Source organism: Pseudomonas petroselini (assembly GCF_045037875.1).
Classification (GTDB): domain Bacteria; phylum Pseudomonadota; class Gammaproteobacteria; order Pseudomonadales; family Pseudomonadaceae; genus Aquipseudomonas; species Aquipseudomonas petroselini.
In genome coordinates this window covers 6,820,961-6,836,304 of record NZ_CP173614.1, presented here as the reverse complement: position 1 = coordinate 6,836,304, position 15,344 = coordinate 6,820,961, and the positions used below count along the sequence as shown (strand labels likewise).

Genomic DNA, 15,344 nt, shown 5'->3' with positions numbered 1-15,344 from the left:
TTGCATTTCAAATGTGGGAGGCTGGTTAGTTAAAAGAAGCCCAGTGGATTAATGTCGTAACTCACCAGCAAGTTCTTGGTCTGCTGGTAGTGATCCAACATCATCTTGTGGGTTTCACGCCCCACGCCGGACTTCTTGTAGCCACCGAATGCGGCATGCGCCGGGTACAGGTGGTAGCAGTTGGTCCACACGCGGCCCGCCTTGATCGCCCGGCCCATGCGGTAGGCGCGGTTGATGTCGCGGGTCCACACCCCGGCGCCCAGGCCGAACTCGGTGTCGTTGGCTATGGCCAGGGCTTCGGCTTCGTCCTTGAAGGTGGTGATGCTCACCACCGGGCCGAAGATTTCTTCCTGGAACACGCGCATTTCATTGGTGCCCTTGAGCAGGGTCGGCTGGATGTAATAGCCGCCGGCCATATCGCCGGTGAGCTTCTCGACCTTGCCGCCGGTCAGCAGTTGCGCGCCTTCGCCCTTGGCGATTTCCAGGTAGGACAGGATCTTGTCGAACTGCTGCTCGGACGCCTGGGCGCCGACCATGGTGTCGGTGTCGAGCGGGTCGCCACGTTTGATCGACTCGATCTTCTTCATCACCACTTTCATGAAGTCGTCGTAGATCGACTCTTCCACCAGTGCGCGGGACGGGCAGGTGCACACTTCACCTTGGTTGAAGAACGCCAGCACCAGGCCTTCGGCAGCCTTTTCGATGAACGACGGTTCGGCCTTCATGATGTCGGCAAAGAAGATGTTCGGCGACTTGCCGCCCAGCTCCACCGTCGACGGAATAATATTCTCGGCCGCCGCATGCATGATGTGCGAGCCCACTGGCGTGGAACCGGTGAAGGCAATCTTGGCGATGCGTTTGCTGGTGGCCAGGGCTTCGCCGGCTTCTCTACCGAAACCGTGCACCACGTTCAGTACGCCCGGTGGCAGCAGGTCGCCGATTAATTCCATCAGCACGTTGATGCCCAGCGGGGTTTGCTCGGCAGGTTTTAGCACCACGCAGTTACCGGCGGCCAGAGCCGGGGCAAGCTTCCATGCCGCCATCAGCAGCGGGAAGTTCCACGGGATGATCTGGCCAACCACGCCCAGTGGCTCATGGAAGTGATAGGACGCGGTGTGTTCATTGATTTCGGCGCTGGTGCCTTCCTGGGCACGGATGCAACCGGCGAAATAGCGGAAGTGGTCGGCCGCCAGCGGAATGTCGGCGTTGAGGGTTTCACGCACGGCCTTGCCGTTGTCCCAGGTTTCGGTAATGGCCAGCAGTTCGAGGTTCTGTTCGATGCGGTCGGCGATTTTCAGCAGGACCAGCGAGCGGTCCTGGGCCGAGGTCTTGCCCCAGGCGTCGGCGGCGGCATGGGCGGCGTCCAGGGCTTTGTCGATGTCTTTGGCCGTGGAGCGCGGGAATTCGGCGATGGGCTTGCCGTTGACCGGCGAGGTATTGGTGAAGTAGTTGCCATCGACCGGCGCAACGAACTCGCCACCGATGTAGTTGCCGTACTTGGCCTTGAACGAAACGATGGCGCCTTCAGTACCGGGGTGTGCGTAACGCATGGTGGGTATCTCCTGGCTTTTATGTTTATTGGGAGCGCAGCGCAGCAAGCGCTTGATAAAGCGTAGAGCAAAGGTTGGGCCACCGCTTCGTGGGCCAGGGAAATCAAGGGCTTGGGCATTGTTGCAAGGCGTTGCTGTGGCAGGGCTGATACAGGCCATGTGACAGTTTGTGCCATATACGGTACAGCCCGTGACCGGTGGGTCGGCCCGGGATTGCATTGGTCGGATGGCTGGGGGATGCTGGGCGCTCTCACGCAGGGAGAATAATAAGAAATGCACAACGATCATTTCAGTCGCCATGCCCAGCAGGTGCTCACTGTGGCGCATGGCCGCGACCCGTCCAGCGACCCCTCCATCGCCCGCTCCTGGCTGCGTTGCCTGGAGGACTACCACCTCGACCCTGCGCAAACCATTGCCCCCACCGTGCTTGAACACGGCCGCCTGCTGGAAAGCCGCGAGCGTCTGCAACAGGTGCTGCATATCGCCGGCAGCGAGATGAACAGCCTGCATCAGCAGCTCTCGGGCGCGGGGCACGCCGTGCTGCTCACGGATGCGCGGGGCGTGATCCTCAACTGTGTCACTGCGCCGTCCGAGCGTAAGATTTTCGAGCGCGCCGGGCTGTGGCTGGGGGCGGATTGGAGCGAAGCCTGCGAAGGCACCAACGGCATCGGCACCTGCCTGGTGGAGCGCCAATCCTTGACCATCCATCGCGATGAGCACTTTCGTGGCCGGCATACCGGGCTGACGTGTTCGGCGAGCCCGGTGTTCGATCCCCACGGTGACCTGCTGGCCGTGCTGGATGTGTCTTCGGCGCGCGAAGCCGTGTCGCGCCAGAGCCAGTTTCACACCATGGCGTTGGTGAACCTGTCGGCGAAGATGATCGAGAGTTGTTACTTCCTGCGTCACTTTGAACACCACTGGTTGCTGCGTTTTCATCTGCAGGCGGAGTCGGTGGGCCTGTTCAGCGAAGGGCTGCTGGCGTTTGATGGCAACGGGCGCATTTGTGCCGTCAACCAGAGCGCGCTGAACCTGTTGGGGCAGCTGCGTGGCGGCTTGTTGGGGCAGCCGGTGGAGGCGTTTTTCGAATGCTCCCTGGACCAGTTGCTCGGACGCGCCAGTGCCAATGCCACGGCCAGTTGGCCGCTGCGTACCCGTGATGGCCGGCCGCTGTTCGCGGCGCTGCGGGGCCAGGCGCGCAGCGTTCCCGCGCCGGTCGCCCGGCCTGCCGTGGTGGAGCGGCCGCGCCTGCCCGGCATCTGCCTGGGTGATCCGGCGCTGCAACGGGACTTCAGCAAGGCGCTGCGGGTATTCGAGCGCGATGTGCCGTTGCTGATCAATGGCGAAACCGGCTCCGGTAAAGAGGCCTTCGCCAAGGCGGTGCACCAGGCCAGCCAGCGTGCCGACAAGGCATTCGTGGCGCTCAACTGCGCCGCCATCCCGGAAAGCCTGATCGAAAGCGAACTGTTCGGCTATCGCGGCGGCAGCTTTACCGGCGCGCGCAAAGAGGGCATGCAAGGCAAGTTGCAGCAGGCCGATGGCGGCACCCTGTTCCTCGATGAAATCGGCGATATGCCCCTGGCGCTGCAAACCCGTCTATTAAGGGTGCTGGAGGATCGGCTGGTGGTCCCGCTCGGCGGTGAGCCCCAGGCTGTGAACGTACGAATTATCAGCGCAACCCACCGGAATTTGCTGGAGCGTGTGCAGGATGGCAGCTTCCGCGAGGACTTGTATTACCGGCTCAATGGCCTGGAAGTCGGGTTGCCCGCTTTGCGCGAGCGCAGTGATAAATCCCAGTTGCTGGACTTCCTGCTGGCGCAGGAGGCCAATGGCGAAGCGGTGGCGCTCGACCCGGCGGCGCGTATGGCGCTGTTGGCATTTGCCTGGCCGGGTAACGTGCGCCAGTTGCGCACTGTGCTGCGTACGCTGGTGGCGCTGTGTGATGAAGGGCGCGTAGCGCTTGAGGACTTGCCCGCGCAGATTCGCCAGGCCCGCCCGGTGGCCGCCGCGCAGGCCAGGCCCGCAGAGTCGCCGCTGGAAGACGCGGAGCGCCTGGCATTGCTCACCGCTTTGCAGCAACAGCGCTGGCACATGACGCACACGGCGGAGCAGTTGGGCGTCAGCCGCAACACGCTGTATAGAAAGCTGCGCAGGCACGGTATCGCACGCCACGCCCTCAGCTAAAGGGTGCGATTTTCGCCCCCCTGCGCTAACCTGCCTCGATGTTTTACGAGGTCGACTATGCACATTCATATTCTCGGTATTTGCGGCACGTTCATGGGCTCGATGGCGGTACTGGCCAAAGAGCTGGGCCATCACGTCACCGGCTCCGACGCCAACGTTTACCCGCCCATGAGCACGCAACTCGAGGCTCAGGGCATTGCGTTGACCCAAGGCTACGACCCCGCGCAATTCAACCCGGTGCCGGACCTGGTGGTGATCGGCAACGCCATGTCGCGTGGCAACCCGGCGGTCGAGTACGTACTCAATAAAGGTTTGCCTTATGTGTCTGGCCCGCAATGGCTGGCCGACCATGTGTTGCAAGGCCGGTGGGTGCTGGCGGTTGCCGGCACACACGGCAAGACCACCACCAGTAGCATGCTTGCCTGGGTGCTGGAACACGCGGGCATGAGCCCGGGTTTCCTGATCGGCGGTGTGCCGCAGAACTTCTCGGTATCCGCGCGTTTGGGCGATACGCCGTTCTTTGTGATCGAGGCAGACGAATACGACAGCGCCTTCTTCGACAAGCGCTCCAAGTTCGTTCACTACCGCCCGCGCACGGCGATCCTGAACAACCTGGAATTCGATCACGCCGATATCTTCCCCGATCTGCCGGCCATCGAGCGGCAGTTCCACCATTTGGTGCGCACTATTCCAAGCGAAGGCCTGGTGATCCACCCGACCACCGAGCCGGCCTTGCAGCGTGTGATCGAGATGGGCTGCTGGACCCCGGTGCAGACCACCGGGGCGGGCGGGCAGTGGCAGGTCAAGCTGCTCAGCGAAGACGGTTCCAAGTTTGAAGTGCTGTTCGACGGCGAAGCCCAGGGCATTGTCGATTGGGACATGACCGGCCAGCACAACGTCGCCAATGCCTTGGTGACCCTGGCGGCTGCGCGGCATGTGGGCGTGGTGCCGTCCATGGGCATTGCCGCGTTGAGCGCGTTCAAGAGCGTAAAGCGGCGTATGGAAAAAGTCGCCGACGTGAATGGGATTACCATCTACGACGACTTTGCCCACCACCCGACGGCCATTGCTACCACATTGGATGGCCTGCGCAAGCGTGTCGGTGATGCGCCGATCATTGCGATCATCGAACCGCGTTCCAACTCCATGAAACTCGGCGCGCACCGCGATGGTTTGCCCGAAAGCGTCAACGATGCCGACGAGGCGGTGTGGTATGCGCCGGCGAACCTCGGCTGGGACCTGCCGGGCATCGCTGCCCTGTGCACCGTGCCCTCCACCGTCTGCGATAGCATCGAGGGCATCATTGAGCACGTTCGGCAGCAGGCCAAACCCGGTACCCACGTGGTGGTCATGAGCAACGGCGGCTTCGGCGGCCTGCACGGCAAACTGGCCGAGGCGCTGAAATGAGCGGGCCGGAACGTGTCACCCTGGCAATGACCGGTGCATCGGGCGCGCCCTATGGCCTGCGGCTGTTGGATTGCCTGGTGCGCGAAGAGCGCGAAGTGCACTTCCTCATCTCCAAGGCCGCGCAATTGGTCATGGCCACTGAGACCGACGTGGCGTTGCCGCCCAAGGTGCAGATGATGCAGGCCTTCCTCACCGAGTACACCGGTGCGGCGGCGGGGCAGATCAAGGTCTACGGCAAAGAGGACTGGATGTCGCCCGTGGCCTCCGGCTCGGGTGCCCCGGCGGCGATGGTGGTGGTGCCATGTTCCACGGGCACCTTGTCGGCGATTGCCACCGGTGCCTGCAACAACCTGATCGAGCGCGCGGCCGACGTCACCTTGAAGGAGCGCCGCCAGTTGATCCTGGTGCCGCGTGAAGCGCCGTATTCGAGTATTCACCTGGAGCACATGCTCAAATTGTCGAACATGGGCGTGACGATTCTGCCGGCCTCGCCCGGTTTCTATCACCAGCCGCAGACCATCGATGACCTGGTGGACTTTGTAGTGGCGCGTATTCTCAACCTGCTGAACATCCCCCAGGACATGCTGCCGCGTTGGGGTGAACACCATTTGAGCAGCGATGAATAAGGCCCTGCTGATCTTGCTGGCGTTGCAACTCACGGGCTGCGCCACTGCGCGCACCTTGGATGCCGCGCAGCCAAACGCCCCAGTGGTGTATGCCGGCACGCGGTTGGATTTGTATGCAATGAACGGTGGTTGCTGCGCCAAGGACCGGTTTGGTGCTGAGGCGCCGACTTATCCGGGTGTGGACCTGCCGGCGAGTGCGTTGCTCGATACCTTGTTGTTGCCGCTGTCGGTATTGACGGTGCTGGGCGTTGGATTCAACGCCACAGGCGGCCTATAGGGCAAATCTTTGAACAGGCTTGCCCGGTCATCGCAACATTACTTACCTAGCTTGCGTAACTCATCCGACTCCACCACCCGTACCCCATCCTGCTCTTCCAGCGCCAGGCGCCACATGGCTCGCGCCAGTTCGCACACTTCTATGCCGTGGTACTTGCCCGGAATCAACCGCGACAACGGCCCGGCCAATTGTTCGGCCAAGCGCGGCTCCAACCGTTCCCCCAGCAGCAACGACGGCCGTACGATAGTCAGTTGTGGCCAGTCCTGGGCCTTCAGCGCCTGTTCCATTTCCCCTTTGACCCGGTTATAGAACACCGAGGATTTCGGGTCGGCGCCGATCGCGCTGATCACGATCAGGTGCCGCGCGCCCATTTCCCGCGCACGCTTGGCGAACGCCACGACCATGTCCAGGTCGACGGCGCGGAAGGCGGCTTCGGAGCCTGCCTGTTTGATCGTGGTGCCGAGGCAGCAGAAGGCGATGTCCACCCGGCCACTCAGTTGCGGCAGAAATACGGCCGGGTCGCCCACCGGGTTTTCCAGGCGCGGGTGTTCGGCCAATGGTTTGCGGCTGGGTGCGAGCACGCGGGTGACGGTGGGTTCGTTGAGCAGGCGGTCAAGCAGGTGTTCGCCGGTAAGGCCGGAAGCTCCGGCGAGCAAGATATGCTGAGGCGTCAGGTACATGGTGTTTCCCCCTTGTTACACAGTTCAGCTTAGTTGCCTTTGGCTTCCTTGCTATTCATTGAGACGCTTTCGAGCGCCTTTCGTGCCTGCTGTTTGCGTAATAATTGCCAGTGGGCGATGACGCCCTTGGGGGCCCAGATCTGCGGTTCGGAGGCTTCGAAGTTGTCCGCCTGTTCGCGTTCGGCAACCTGCAGTTGTGCCAGCTTGAAGGCTTGCTGCAAGTCGTCGGTCTGGTTGAAGGCTTGGGCGAAGAGGGCATCGCCAAAGTAGGTGAAGTCGGCTTCCTCGGAACACCCGAAGGACACCCGGTCGGCCCGCGAGGCGGTCATGATCAGCGTGCGTTCATCTTTCAGCGCCGGGATGAACCCGCCGGAGTAGCAGGCCGAAATCACCACGATTTTGTCGCGGTTCTTCAGCGGTGCCAGTACGGCGGCCAACTCATCGGCAGGCAAATCGGCCAGCTCCATGCGCGGTTGGTCCAGCACCAGTTCGTGTTCGTGGGTGCCGTGGCTGGTCATGTAGATAAATACCAGGTCTTCCGGGCCGGTGCGCTCGGCCAGGGTTTGCACGGCGCGACGCAGGCTTTCGCGCGTGGCCAGGGGGCGGTCGGCGATGTGGTCGCGGTGATTGACCAGGCGAATCTGCCCACGCGCGCCGAACCGGGTGGCGAGCAGGTTACTGACGTAGTCGGCTTCGCGCAGGAACACGCTTTGTTTACCGTCGCCGGCCACGGCCAGGGTATAGAGCTCTACGGCGGGGGTGGAGGCGGGCACGGCGGCAAGGGCCGCATCCAGAAGGTGGCCCTGGGCTAGCACGCCGATTTCCAGAGGGTCGGGCAACAGTTTTCCGTCGGCGTCGCGCACGCGCATGCCATTGACCCAGGTGCCGGCGTGTACGGTGCCGTCAGTAAGGACAAGGGTGCCTTTGCCTTGATAGCTGTCGCTGTCGAAACCACCGATATAGAAACTGCCGTCGGACAGGTTCAGGCGGCCCTCACCGGTAAAGCGCCAATCACTGAACTGGCCGACATAGTGGCTGCCGTCGACGCCGATCAATTCGCCTTTGCCGCTGAGCGCGCCCTCCTTGAACTGGCCGATCCACACGTCGCCGTCGGCGTTCTCATAGCGGCCCTTGCCGTTGAGCTGGTTCTGTTTGAACTGACCGACATAGATATCGCCGTCGGCACTGTTGAACGTACCGTTGCCTTCCAGTTGGCCATCGACGAAATGGCCGCTGAACTGGTTGCCGCTGTCGTCGTTGCGCTGGCCTTCGCCATTCGGTTTGCCGTGGGCGAACTGGCCTTGATACTGACTGCCGTCAGCCAGTTCCAGGCGACCGAGGCCCGAATACTGGTCGTCCTTGAATTCGCCGCGATAGGTCATTTGCCCCTCTTTGAGGGTGCCTTCGCCGTTGCGCCGGCCATTCTTGAAGCCGCCCACATAGTGGCTGCCCGCGGTGGTCAGGCTGCCCTGGCCATCGAACAAACCCTGCTGGAACTGGCCTTTATAGACTTCGCCATTGCTGCCATGCCACTCGCCCTGGCCGTGCCATTGGCCTTTGTCGAACTGGCCGGCGTACCAACTGCCGTTGGGGTAGTCCACGCGCCCCTGGCCTTGCAGCAAGCCATTGACCACATCGCCCCGGTAGCGTCCGCCGTCGGGCAGGCGCGCATCGGGCGGCAACAGCGATTCGCCATCTCCGCAAGCGGTGAGCAACAGGGCAAGGGCGAGGGGAGCGAGTGGGCGCATAGCGGGATCCGGGTAATTGAGCGCCGAGTATGCCGCAGCTGCGAGTTACATACATAAATTTACATACACTGTGGTGAGGTTTTATCCCTCACCACAGGGAAGGCTTACACGAAGCAGAGCGACAACGACTCAGCAATGTAAGCCGGTTTTTCCTGCCCTTCGATTTCCAGGGTGGCGGTGGCCTTGAACAGCCACTGGCCAGGCTTTTTCTCGGTGACGTCGGTGAGGGTCACGTTCAGGCGCACCTTGGAGTTGACCTTCACCGGCTGGATAAAGCGCACGCTGTCCAGACCGTAGTTGACCGCCATCTTCAGGCCTTCAGGCATGATCAGGATGTCTTCCATCAACTTGGGCATCAGCGACAGCGACAGGAAACCGTGGGCGATGGTGCTGCCAAACGGAGTCTGCGCGGCCTTGACCGGGTCGACATGGATGAACTGGTGGTCGCCCGTGGCCTCGGCGAACAAGTTGATACGCGCCTGGTCGATGGTGAGCCACTCGGAACGTCCCAGTTCCTTGCCGACATAGTCTTTGAGCTGCGCTACGGGTACATAGGGCATTGCGTCTCTCCTTGGTTCATCATGCGGTGCACAACGTCGGGTTTTTATGGGTTACAGAGAACCAATGTAGATCATCATGGCCAATCAGCCCGGTCAACCCACCATGCTTTTGGCGAATGCCGGTGCATAGGGCGGGCATGTTTATAATGCGGGCGAGTCTTGAGGGGGAAGAACGGATGCTGTTACGTGGCCTGACCTGGCTGGTGCTGTTTCAACTGATCGGCACCGCAATCAACCATTTGCTGTTGCCGGTGCTGCCGGGGCCGATCATCGGTTTGCTGCTGATGCTGGGCTTTCTGGTCTGGCGAGGTGAAGTCGGCGAGCCATTGAGCCTGGCGGCCAGCAGCCTGTTGCGGTACCTGCCGTTACTGCTGGTGCCGCCGGCGGTGGGGGTCATGGTGTATGCCAAGGACATCGCCGCTGATTTCTGGGCCATCGTCGGCGCGCTGGTGCTGTCGCTGGTGATCGCCATGGGCTTTGTCGGCGTGCTGATGCAACAGATGGTCAAGCGCAAGGAGAAGGATCAATGACCTTCGACTGGCAGGGCGCGTGGACGGCGGTGATCCACCATCCGTTGTTTGGCATCGGCATCACCCTCGGTGCTTATCAAGTGGTACTCGCAGGTTTCGAGAAAACCCGCTGGATCTTCCTGCAGCCGGTGCTGGTGTCCATGCTGCTGGTGATCGGCGTGTTGCTGACCTGTGGCCTGAGCTACGCCGAGTACCGCAAGAGCACCGAAATCATGGGCATCCTGCTGGGCCCGGCGACGGTGGCCCTGGCCGTACCGCTTTATTTGAACCTGCGGCGCATCCGCCAATTGTTCTGGCCGATTTTTACTACGCTGGTGGTAGGCGGGGTGCTGGCTACCGGGCTCTGTGTCGTGCTGGGTAGGTGGTTTGGCGCCGAACACATGATGCTGATGACCATGGCGCCCAAGTCGGTGACCTCGCCGATTGCCATGCTGGTGGCCGAGCAGATCGGGGGTGTGGCGGCGCTGGCGGCGGTGTTTGTGCTGATCACCGGGGTGGTGGGTGCGATGATCGGCCCGGCGTATTTGTCACGGTTGGGCGTGCACAGCCCGGAAGCGCGCGGCATGGCGCTGGGCATGACCGCCCATGCTGTCGGCACCTCGGTGGCCTTGCAGGAAAGCGAAGAGTGCGGCGCCTTTGCAGCGCTGGCCATGAGTCTGATGGGCGTGGCCACGGCAGTGTTCCTGCCGCTGGCCGTGTCGGTGATCGTTTAAACCGGGTTTAAGGAAACCTTTATGAGTCTGGCGCTGTTCCCGCTCAATACCGTGCTGTTCCCTGGCTGCACCCTCGACCTGCAATTGTTCGAGGCGCGCTACCTGGACATGATCAGCCGCTGCATGAAAAAAGGCGAAAGCTTCGGCGTGGTGTGCATCCTCGACGGCAAGGAGGTAGGCATGGCCCCGGACGGCTACGCGCTGATCGGCTGTGAAGCGCTGATTCGCGACTTCAAGCAGCAGGACAACGGCCTCCTGGGCATTCGCGTGGAAGGCGGTCGCCGGTTCCGGGTACGTGACGCCGGCGTGCAGAAGGACCAATTGCTGGTGGCCGACGTGCAATGGCTCGAAGATCTGCCGGACCAGCCGCTGGAAGAAGAGGATGCCGACCTGCTGGCGCTGCTGCAGGCATTGGCCGAGCACCCGATGGTGGCCTCGCTGGACATGGACGCCCGCGCCGAAGGGCAGCAAGCCTTGGGCAACCAGCTGGCGTATCTGCTGCCCTTCACCGAGGCCGACAAGATCGACCTGCTGCAACTCGACGACCCGCAGCAGCGGCTGGATGCGATCCAGATGTTACTGGATGAGTTGCAGGGTGAGCTGTTCAACTGACTTCGGAAATATCCGGCGTTGTTATCAGACGTTCCTTCGTTGTCCCGTGCGCGGGGCCTGAAATAGTCTCCGATCACACACTCAGGGTCAGGGGATGAACATGATTCGGCTAGCGCACTCGGAGCAGGCGGTCTGGGACGGGTTTCTCATCAGCGTGACCGCGCAACTGATCCAGCAAGAGGCAAACCGCGGCCCGGAGTACATCGCCGAGCGCGCGGCGGAAATTGCCGATGAGATGTTGCTGGAGCGGCGTGAACGCTGCGTTGAGCGCCGAGCCGCCTCCGTCGATTGGATCGGCCCGGCCAAGGGTCAGTAGGCATACCTGAGCAGGGCGTGAGGGGTGCCGGTGAGCGCGATGAAGCTCAGCACCGCGATCAGCGCCGGTAACAGCAGCCACCAGGTCTTCTGCGACATGGCCGGCAGCGGGCTTCGATACTCGCTGGCGCCCAGGCTGAACGCACACACCGTCATCGCCAGCAGCGTGCCGGCCAGGATGTCGGTGGGCCAATGGGCGCCGAGATAGACCCGCGACAGCGCAATGAACGCCGCGGGAATGCAGCCCAGCAGCATCCAGGTCAGGCGCAGCCGGATGGGTTGTCCACGACCGGCCAATACCGCCAACGCCAGGAAAAACGCGAACGCGCCCGACGCATGGCCACTGGGCATGCTGAAGCTGGTCAGTGGGTCTGTAAGGATTTCCGGGCGGCCACGGGCGAAAAACAGCTTGGTTCCCGTATTGATGACAGCAGACCCGGCCAACGTGGCGCCGACGAACACGGCATGACGCCATTGCCGCGCCAGTAACAGCAGGCCGGTGAACACGGCGCTGGCGAAAAACATTTTCTTGAACTCACCCAGCTGGGTGATCCGCACCATGACTTCGTCGAGCCACGGGCTACGATGCTCTTGCACGAGGGCGCTCAGGCCCTGGTCAAAATTGTCCAGCGAGTGATAGCCGATAAACACGGCGATCAACAACGTCAGGCTGGCGCAGCCGACCCACAAGGTGGCGCGACGATGGCCGCGCAAGCTGCTGTTCAGGCTGAGCCCAATCAACACAGCAAGGCACGCAGCCACCACCGCCGCCTCGGGCCAGAAACCTTCGGGCAACGGCAGGCGGAAGGCGGCGCCAGTCGCCCAGCCCGGCAGCAGATAGGCGACCGACCAGCCCGCCGCGGCCACAATACTCACCACCGCGAAGCGCGGAAACGGCATGTCGCACATCCCGGCCACCATCGGCAGCATGGGGCGCAGCGGACCGATGAAGCGTCCGACCAGCAGGCTGGCGATGCCGTATTTGTGGAAGTAGGTTTCAGCGCCGTTCATCCATTCGGGGTGATGGCGCAGGCCGGGCAGGCGCCGGATGTTCTGATGGAAATGTCGGCCCAGGTAATAGGAAACCCCGTCACCGAGTAGCCCCCCCAGGAAGCCCACCAGCAGGGTTTCGCTCAATGACAGCGCGCCGCTGCCGGCCAGCGCCGCAATCGCAAACAATAAAACCGTGCCCGGCACGATCAGCCCGGCAATGGCCAGGCACTCCACACAGGCGACGATAAACACCGCGACCGCCAGCCATTCGGGGTTCAGGGTCAGCCAGCCGGTAATGCTATCGAGCCATTGGCCCATACAACGTCACTCCCTCTATGTAATACATAACTTGATCTGCTGTGTTGCAGCCGTCTGGATCCATTCAAATCAAAACGTAGTCGCGGCCTTCGACCTGACCCCGGCGCAGCGGGTTCCGTGTGCAATATGGCGCATAGCCTGCATCGACGAAGCGGTACATCAGGTGTTCATCGCGGCCGCTGGGGATGCCCAGGCGGGTGGTTTGTATGATCTGCGTCGGGGTCTGGCCCACGTCTTCAACGTAGAGCAACGCCTGATCGAAGCGCTTGGCGTCCCACATCGGTACCTTCAACCCCAGGGCTTTGCACAGCAGTGTCTGGCCGGCGCACAGCTTTTGCGCGGCGCGCGGGCTGCCATCGGCGTTCGGGTTGTTCAGCAGCATCTGCGCCAGGCTGGCCGGGCCGGACACGTCGTCGACCCATGGATACGCTGATTTGATCAGCACGGCATTGCCCGGCCCATGGGCGCTGAAGTTCAGGGAGTCGCCGCCACGGGCGTAGTACATGTAGATGTGGCCACCATCCAGAAACAAAGCCTTACGCTTTTCTGTGTAGCCCAATGAAGCGTGACTGCCTTTTTCGGCCACGTAATACGCTTCGGTTTCAATAATTCGCGCCGAAAGCCAGATTTCGCCGACACGATGGCGGATGACTTTTCCGAGCAATGCTTGCGCGAGGATTTGCGCGTCCCGATCAAAGAAGCGGTCGGGCAGGGCGCTGGCGGGGCGTTGGGGCGATGAGCTGGGCATGGCGGTCAGGGGTAAATACGGCTAAATGTGACCGAATCATAACAACTCCCACCTTAATTACCGCTGAACCCCAAGTTTTTACAGTTCATTTCGACCATCCGCCCCTCACCGCTGTCAGTCGGGCGGCGTCACAGCTATAATCTGCCGCTTTCCTCTTTGCCAAGACTCCCTGACCATGACTGAGTCCGTTCTTGACTACATGACCCGCCTGGGTCGCGCTGCCCGTCAGGCCTCGCGGCTGATCGCCCGTGCGAGCACCGCGCAGAAGAACCGTGCCTTGCTGGCCGCCGCCGACGCTCTGGATGCTTCGCGCTCCGAGCTCACCGCCGCCAACGAACAGGACCTGGCCAACGGCCGCGCCAATGGCCTGGAGCCGGCCTTGCTGGACCGCCTGGCGCTGACCCCGGCACGCATCGACGACATGATCGAAGGCCTGCGTCAGGTGGCCAAGCTGCCTGACCCCATCGGTGAAATCCGCGACATGCGTTACCTGCCGTCCGGCATCCAGGTCGGCAAGATGCGTGTGCCCCTGGGCGTGATCGGCATCATTTACGAGTCGCGTCCGAACGTGACCATCGACGCCGCGAGCCTGTGCCTCAAGTCCGGTAACGCCACCATCCTGCGTGGCGGTTCCGAGGCGATCAATTCCAACCGTGCCATTGCCGTCTGCATTCAACAGGGCCTGGCCGTGGCCGAGTTGCCCGCCGAAGTGGTGCAAGTGGTGGAAACCACCGACCGCGCCGCCGTGGGTGCGCTGATCACCATGCCGGAATTCGTCGACGTGATCGTGCCGCGCGGTGGCAAGAGCCTGATCGAACGCGTCAGCCGTGATGCCAAGGTGCCGGTTATCAAGCACCTGGACGGTGTATGCCACGTGTTCATCGACATTGCCGCCGATATCGACAAGGCGATCCGCATCGCCGACAACGCCAAGACTCACCGCTACGCCCCGTGCAACACCATGGAAACCCTGCTGGTGCACGTCGGCATTGCCGATCGCGTGCTGCCGCCGCTGGCTGCCATCTACCGCGACAAGGGCGTGGAACTGCGGGGTTGTGAGCGCACCCGTGCGCTGCTGGGGGCGGACGTGATCGAGGCGACCGAGCTGGACTGGTACACCGAATACACGGCACCGATCCTGTCGATCAAGATTGTCGACGACCTGGACGAGGCCATCGAACACATCAACACCTATGGCTCCAAGCACACTGACGCCATCGTTTCCGAGCATTTCAGCGATGCGCGGCGCTTCCTCAACGAAGTGGATTCCGCTTCGGTGATGATCAACGCCTCCACGCGTTTTGCCGACGGCTTCGAGTATGGCCTGGGCGCGGAGATCGGTATTTCCACCGACAAGCTCCATGCACGCGGCCCGGTTGGCCTGGAAGGCCTGACCAGCGAGAAGTACGTGGTGTTCGGCGACGGTCATGTGCGCACTTGATGGCTAAACGCATCGGGCTGCTCGGCGGTACCTTCGACCCCGTGCACATCGGCCATTTGCGCAGTGCCCTGGAAGTCGCGGATGCCCTCGCGCTGGATGAGTTGCGCGTGATGCCCAACGCCCGGCCGCCCCATCGCGATACACCGCAGGTGTCGCCGCAGCAGCGCCTGGAAATGGTGCGGTTGGCGGTGCAGGGCATCGCACCGCTGGTGGTGGACGACCGCGAGCTCAAGCGCGATAAACCGTCCTACACTGTTGACACCCTGGAGCTGATGCGCGCCGAGTTGGCCGCGGATGACCAGTTGTTTCTGCTTTTGGGCTGGGACGCATTTTGCGGCCTGCCCTCTTGGCATCGCTGGGAGGAACTCCTCCAGCATTGCCACATCCTGGTTTTGCAACGCCCGGATGCCGACAGCGAACCGCCGGATGCCTTGCGCAACCTGCTGGCCGCGCGGTCGGTAAGTGACCCCTTGGCCCTGACCGGGCCGAACGGGAATATTGCATTCGTCTGGCAGACCCCGCTTGCGGTGTCCGCCACCCAGATCCGTCAACTGCTGGCCAGCGGGAAGTCGGTACGTTTCCTGGTGCCTGACGCGGTCCTGGCCTACATCGATGCGCACGGGCTTTACCGTGCGTCGAACTGAA

At 62.3% G+C, this 15,344-nt stretch carries 16 protein-coding genes; 10 read left to right on the top strand and 6 right to left on the bottom strand.

Annotation, left to right across the window (positions count from 1 at the left end):
* Nucleotides 1-29: 29 nt before the first annotated feature.
* On the bottom strand, nt 30-1,550 hold the full coding sequence (locus ACI512_RS31580) for an aldehyde dehydrogenase family protein (protein WP_015886081.1): 1,521 nt from the start codon (nt 1,548-1,550) through the stop codon (nt 30-32).
* A 273-nt stretch (nt 1,551-1,823) separates the two neighbouring features.
* Here ACI512_RS31580 and ACI512_RS31575 point away from each other — a divergent pair, with 273 nt between their 5' ends.
* The 4 genes from ACI512_RS31575 to ACI512_RS31560 are packed head-to-tail and all read left to right on the top strand — an operon-like array spanning nt 1,824 to nt 6,041.
* Complete coding sequence (locus ACI512_RS31575) at nt 1,824-3,731, top strand: sigma-54-dependent Fis family transcriptional regulator (protein WP_015886080.1); 1,908 nt, start codon at nt 1,824-1,826, stop codon at nt 3,729-3,731.
* 57 nt (nt 3,732-3,788) lie between these two features.
* Nucleotides 3,789-5,138 (top strand): UDP-N-acetylmuramate:L-alanyl-gamma-D-glutamyl-meso-diaminopimelate ligase, encoded by a 1,350-nt coding sequence (gene mpl / locus ACI512_RS31570; RefSeq protein ID WP_015886079.1) that lies wholly within the window; start codon nt 3,789-3,791, stop codon nt 5,136-5,138.
* Complete coding sequence (gene ubiX / locus ACI512_RS31565) at nt 5,135-5,764, top strand: flavin prenyltransferase UbiX (protein WP_010206807.1); 630 nt, start codon at nt 5,135-5,137, stop codon at nt 5,762-5,764. Before mpl ends, ubiX begins: the two co-directional genes overlap by 4 nt.
* Nucleotides 5,757-6,041 carry a YceK/YidQ family lipoprotein gene (locus ACI512_RS31560; protein WP_015886077.1) on the top strand — a complete coding sequence of 95 codons (285 nt, stop codon included), beginning with the start codon at nt 5,757-5,759 and terminating at the stop codon, nt 6,039-6,041. Before ubiX ends, ACI512_RS31560 begins: the two co-directional genes overlap by 8 nt.
* 38 nt (nt 6,042-6,079) lie before the next feature.
* Here ACI512_RS31560 and ACI512_RS31555 read toward each other — a convergent pair whose 3' ends face one another.
* The 3 genes from ACI512_RS31555 to ACI512_RS31545 form a co-directional block, all read right to left on the bottom strand.
* Nucleotides 6,080-6,721: an oxidoreductase gene (locus ACI512_RS31555; protein WP_046035710.1), complete on the bottom strand. Its 642-nt coding sequence runs from the start codon at nt 6,719-6,721 to the stop codon at nt 6,080-6,082.
* Between the two features lie 29 nt (nt 6,722-6,750).
* A complete protein-coding gene (locus ACI512_RS31550; protein WP_064052197.1) occupies nt 6,751-8,469 on the bottom strand; it encodes a C13 family peptidase in 1,719 nt (572 codons plus the stop codon).
* A 104-nt stretch (nt 8,470-8,573) separates the two neighbouring features.
* A complete protein-coding gene (locus ACI512_RS31545; protein ID WP_003194496.1) occupies nt 8,574-9,029 on the bottom strand; it encodes a MaoC family dehydratase in 456 nt (151 codons plus the stop codon).
* Nucleotides 9,030-9,205: 176 nt separating this feature from the next.
* On the opposite strand from ACI512_RS31545, the gene ACI512_RS31540 reads away from it, so the two are divergent.
* The 4 genes from ACI512_RS31540 to ACI512_RS31525 all read left to right on the top strand — a co-directional run bounded on the left by ACI512_RS31540 (nt 9,206) and on the right by ACI512_RS31525 (nt 11,200).
* Nucleotides 9,206-9,559 (top strand): CidA/LrgA family protein, encoded by a 354-nt coding sequence (locus tag ACI512_RS31540; RefSeq protein WP_015886074.1) that lies wholly within the window; start codon nt 9,206-9,208, stop codon nt 9,557-9,559.
* The gene (locus ACI512_RS31535; RefSeq protein ID WP_015886073.1) at nt 9,556-10,272 is read left to right on the top strand and encodes an LrgB family protein; all 717 of its coding nucleotides are present in this window, start codon (nt 9,556-9,558) and stop codon (nt 10,270-10,272) included. The genes ACI512_RS31540 and ACI512_RS31535 overlap by 4 nt, the downstream gene beginning before the upstream one ends.
* Before the next feature lie 21 nt (nt 10,273-10,293).
* On the top strand, nt 10,294-10,884 hold the full coding sequence (locus ACI512_RS31530) for an LON peptidase substrate-binding domain-containing protein (protein ID WP_015886072.1): 591 nt from the start codon (nt 10,294-10,296) through the stop codon (nt 10,882-10,884).
* Nucleotides 10,885-10,984: 100 nt separating this feature from the next.
* Complete coding sequence (locus tag ACI512_RS31525) at nt 10,985-11,200, top strand: hypothetical protein (RefSeq protein ID WP_093544366.1); 216 nt, start codon at nt 10,985-10,987, stop codon at nt 11,198-11,200.
* Here the strand turns inward: ACI512_RS31525 and ACI512_RS31520 are convergent.
* Together ACI512_RS31520 and ACI512_RS31515 are read right to left on the bottom strand one after the other, a co-directional pair.
* Complete coding sequence (locus ACI512_RS31520) at nt 11,194-12,510, bottom strand: bifunctional DedA family/phosphatase PAP2 family protein (RefSeq protein ID WP_015886070.1); 1,317 nt, start codon at nt 12,508-12,510, stop codon at nt 11,194-11,196. The genes ACI512_RS31525 and ACI512_RS31520 overlap by 7 nt on opposite strands.
* A 64-nt stretch (nt 12,511-12,574) precedes the next feature.
* Complete coding sequence (locus ACI512_RS31515) at nt 12,575-13,258, bottom strand: DNA-3-methyladenine glycosylase (RefSeq protein ID WP_015886069.1); 684 nt, start codon at nt 13,256-13,258, stop codon at nt 12,575-12,577.
* 175 nt (nt 13,259-13,433) lie between these two features.
* On the opposite strand from ACI512_RS31515, the gene ACI512_RS31510 reads away from it, so the two are divergent.
* Nucleotides 13,434-14,699, top strand: a complete 1,266-nt coding sequence (locus ACI512_RS31510; protein ID WP_231808217.1) for a glutamate-5-semialdehyde dehydrogenase — start codon at nt 13,434-13,436, stop codon at nt 14,697-14,699.
* Complete coding sequence (gene nadD, locus ACI512_RS31505; RefSeq protein WP_043205958.1) at nt 14,699-15,343, top strand: nicotinate-nucleotide adenylyltransferase; 645 nt, start codon at nt 14,699-14,701, stop codon at nt 15,341-15,343. The genes ACI512_RS31510 and nadD overlap by 1 nt, the downstream gene beginning before the upstream one ends.
* The last annotated feature ends 1 nt before the right edge of the window (nt 15,344 follow it).

Bases quoted from the DNA above. Each gene is read 5' to 3' on its own strand.
- ACI512_RS31580 (WP_015886081.1), bottom strand. From the start codon at position 1,550: ATGCGTTACGCACACCCCGGTACTGAAGGCGCCATCGTTTCGTTCAAG.
- ACI512_RS31575 (WP_015886080.1), top strand. From the start codon at position 1,824: ATGCACAACGATCATTTCAGTCGCCATGCCCAGCAGGTGCTCACTGTG.
- mpl (WP_015886079.1), top strand. From the start codon at position 3,789: ATGCACATTCATATTCTCGGTATTTGCGGCACGTTCATGGGCTCGATG.
- ubiX (WP_010206807.1), top strand. From the start codon at position 5,135: ATGAGCGGGCCGGAACGTGTCACCCTGGCAATGACCGGTGCATCGGGC.
- ACI512_RS31560 (WP_015886077.1), top strand. From the start codon at position 5,757: ATGAATAAGGCCCTGCTGATCTTGCTGGCGTTGCAACTCACGGGCTGC.
- ACI512_RS31555 (WP_046035710.1), bottom strand. From the start codon at position 6,721: ATGTACCTGACGCCTCAGCATATCTTGCTCGCCGGAGCTTCCGGCCTT.
- ACI512_RS31550 (WP_064052197.1), bottom strand. From the start codon at position 8,469: ATGCGCCCACTCGCTCCCCTCGCCCTTGCCCTGTTGCTCACCGCTTGC.
- ACI512_RS31545 (WP_003194496.1), bottom strand. From the start codon at position 9,029: ATGCCCTATGTACCCGTAGCGCAGCTCAAAGACTATGTCGGCAAGGAA.
- ACI512_RS31540 (WP_015886074.1), top strand. From the start codon at position 9,206: ATGCTGTTACGTGGCCTGACCTGGCTGGTGCTGTTTCAACTGATCGGC.
- ACI512_RS31535 (WP_015886073.1), top strand. From the start codon at position 9,556: ATGACCTTCGACTGGCAGGGCGCGTGGACGGCGGTGATCCACCATCCG.
- ACI512_RS31530 (WP_015886072.1), top strand. From the start codon at position 10,294: ATGAGTCTGGCGCTGTTCCCGCTCAATACCGTGCTGTTCCCTGGCTGC.
- ACI512_RS31525 (WP_093544366.1), top strand. From the start codon at position 10,985: ATGATTCGGCTAGCGCACTCGGAGCAGGCGGTCTGGGACGGGTTTCTC.
- ACI512_RS31520 (WP_015886070.1), bottom strand. From the start codon at position 12,510: ATGGGCCAATGGCTCGATAGCATTACCGGCTGGCTGACCCTGAACCCC.
- ACI512_RS31515 (WP_015886069.1), bottom strand. From the start codon at position 13,258: ATGCCCAGCTCATCGCCCCAACGCCCCGCCAGCGCCCTGCCCGACCGC.
- ACI512_RS31510 (WP_231808217.1), top strand. From the start codon at position 13,434: ATGACTGAGTCCGTTCTTGACTACATGACCCGCCTGGGTCGCGCTGCC.
- nadD (WP_043205958.1), top strand. From the start codon at position 14,699: ATGGCTAAACGCATCGGGCTGCTCGGCGGTACCTTCGACCCCGTGCAC.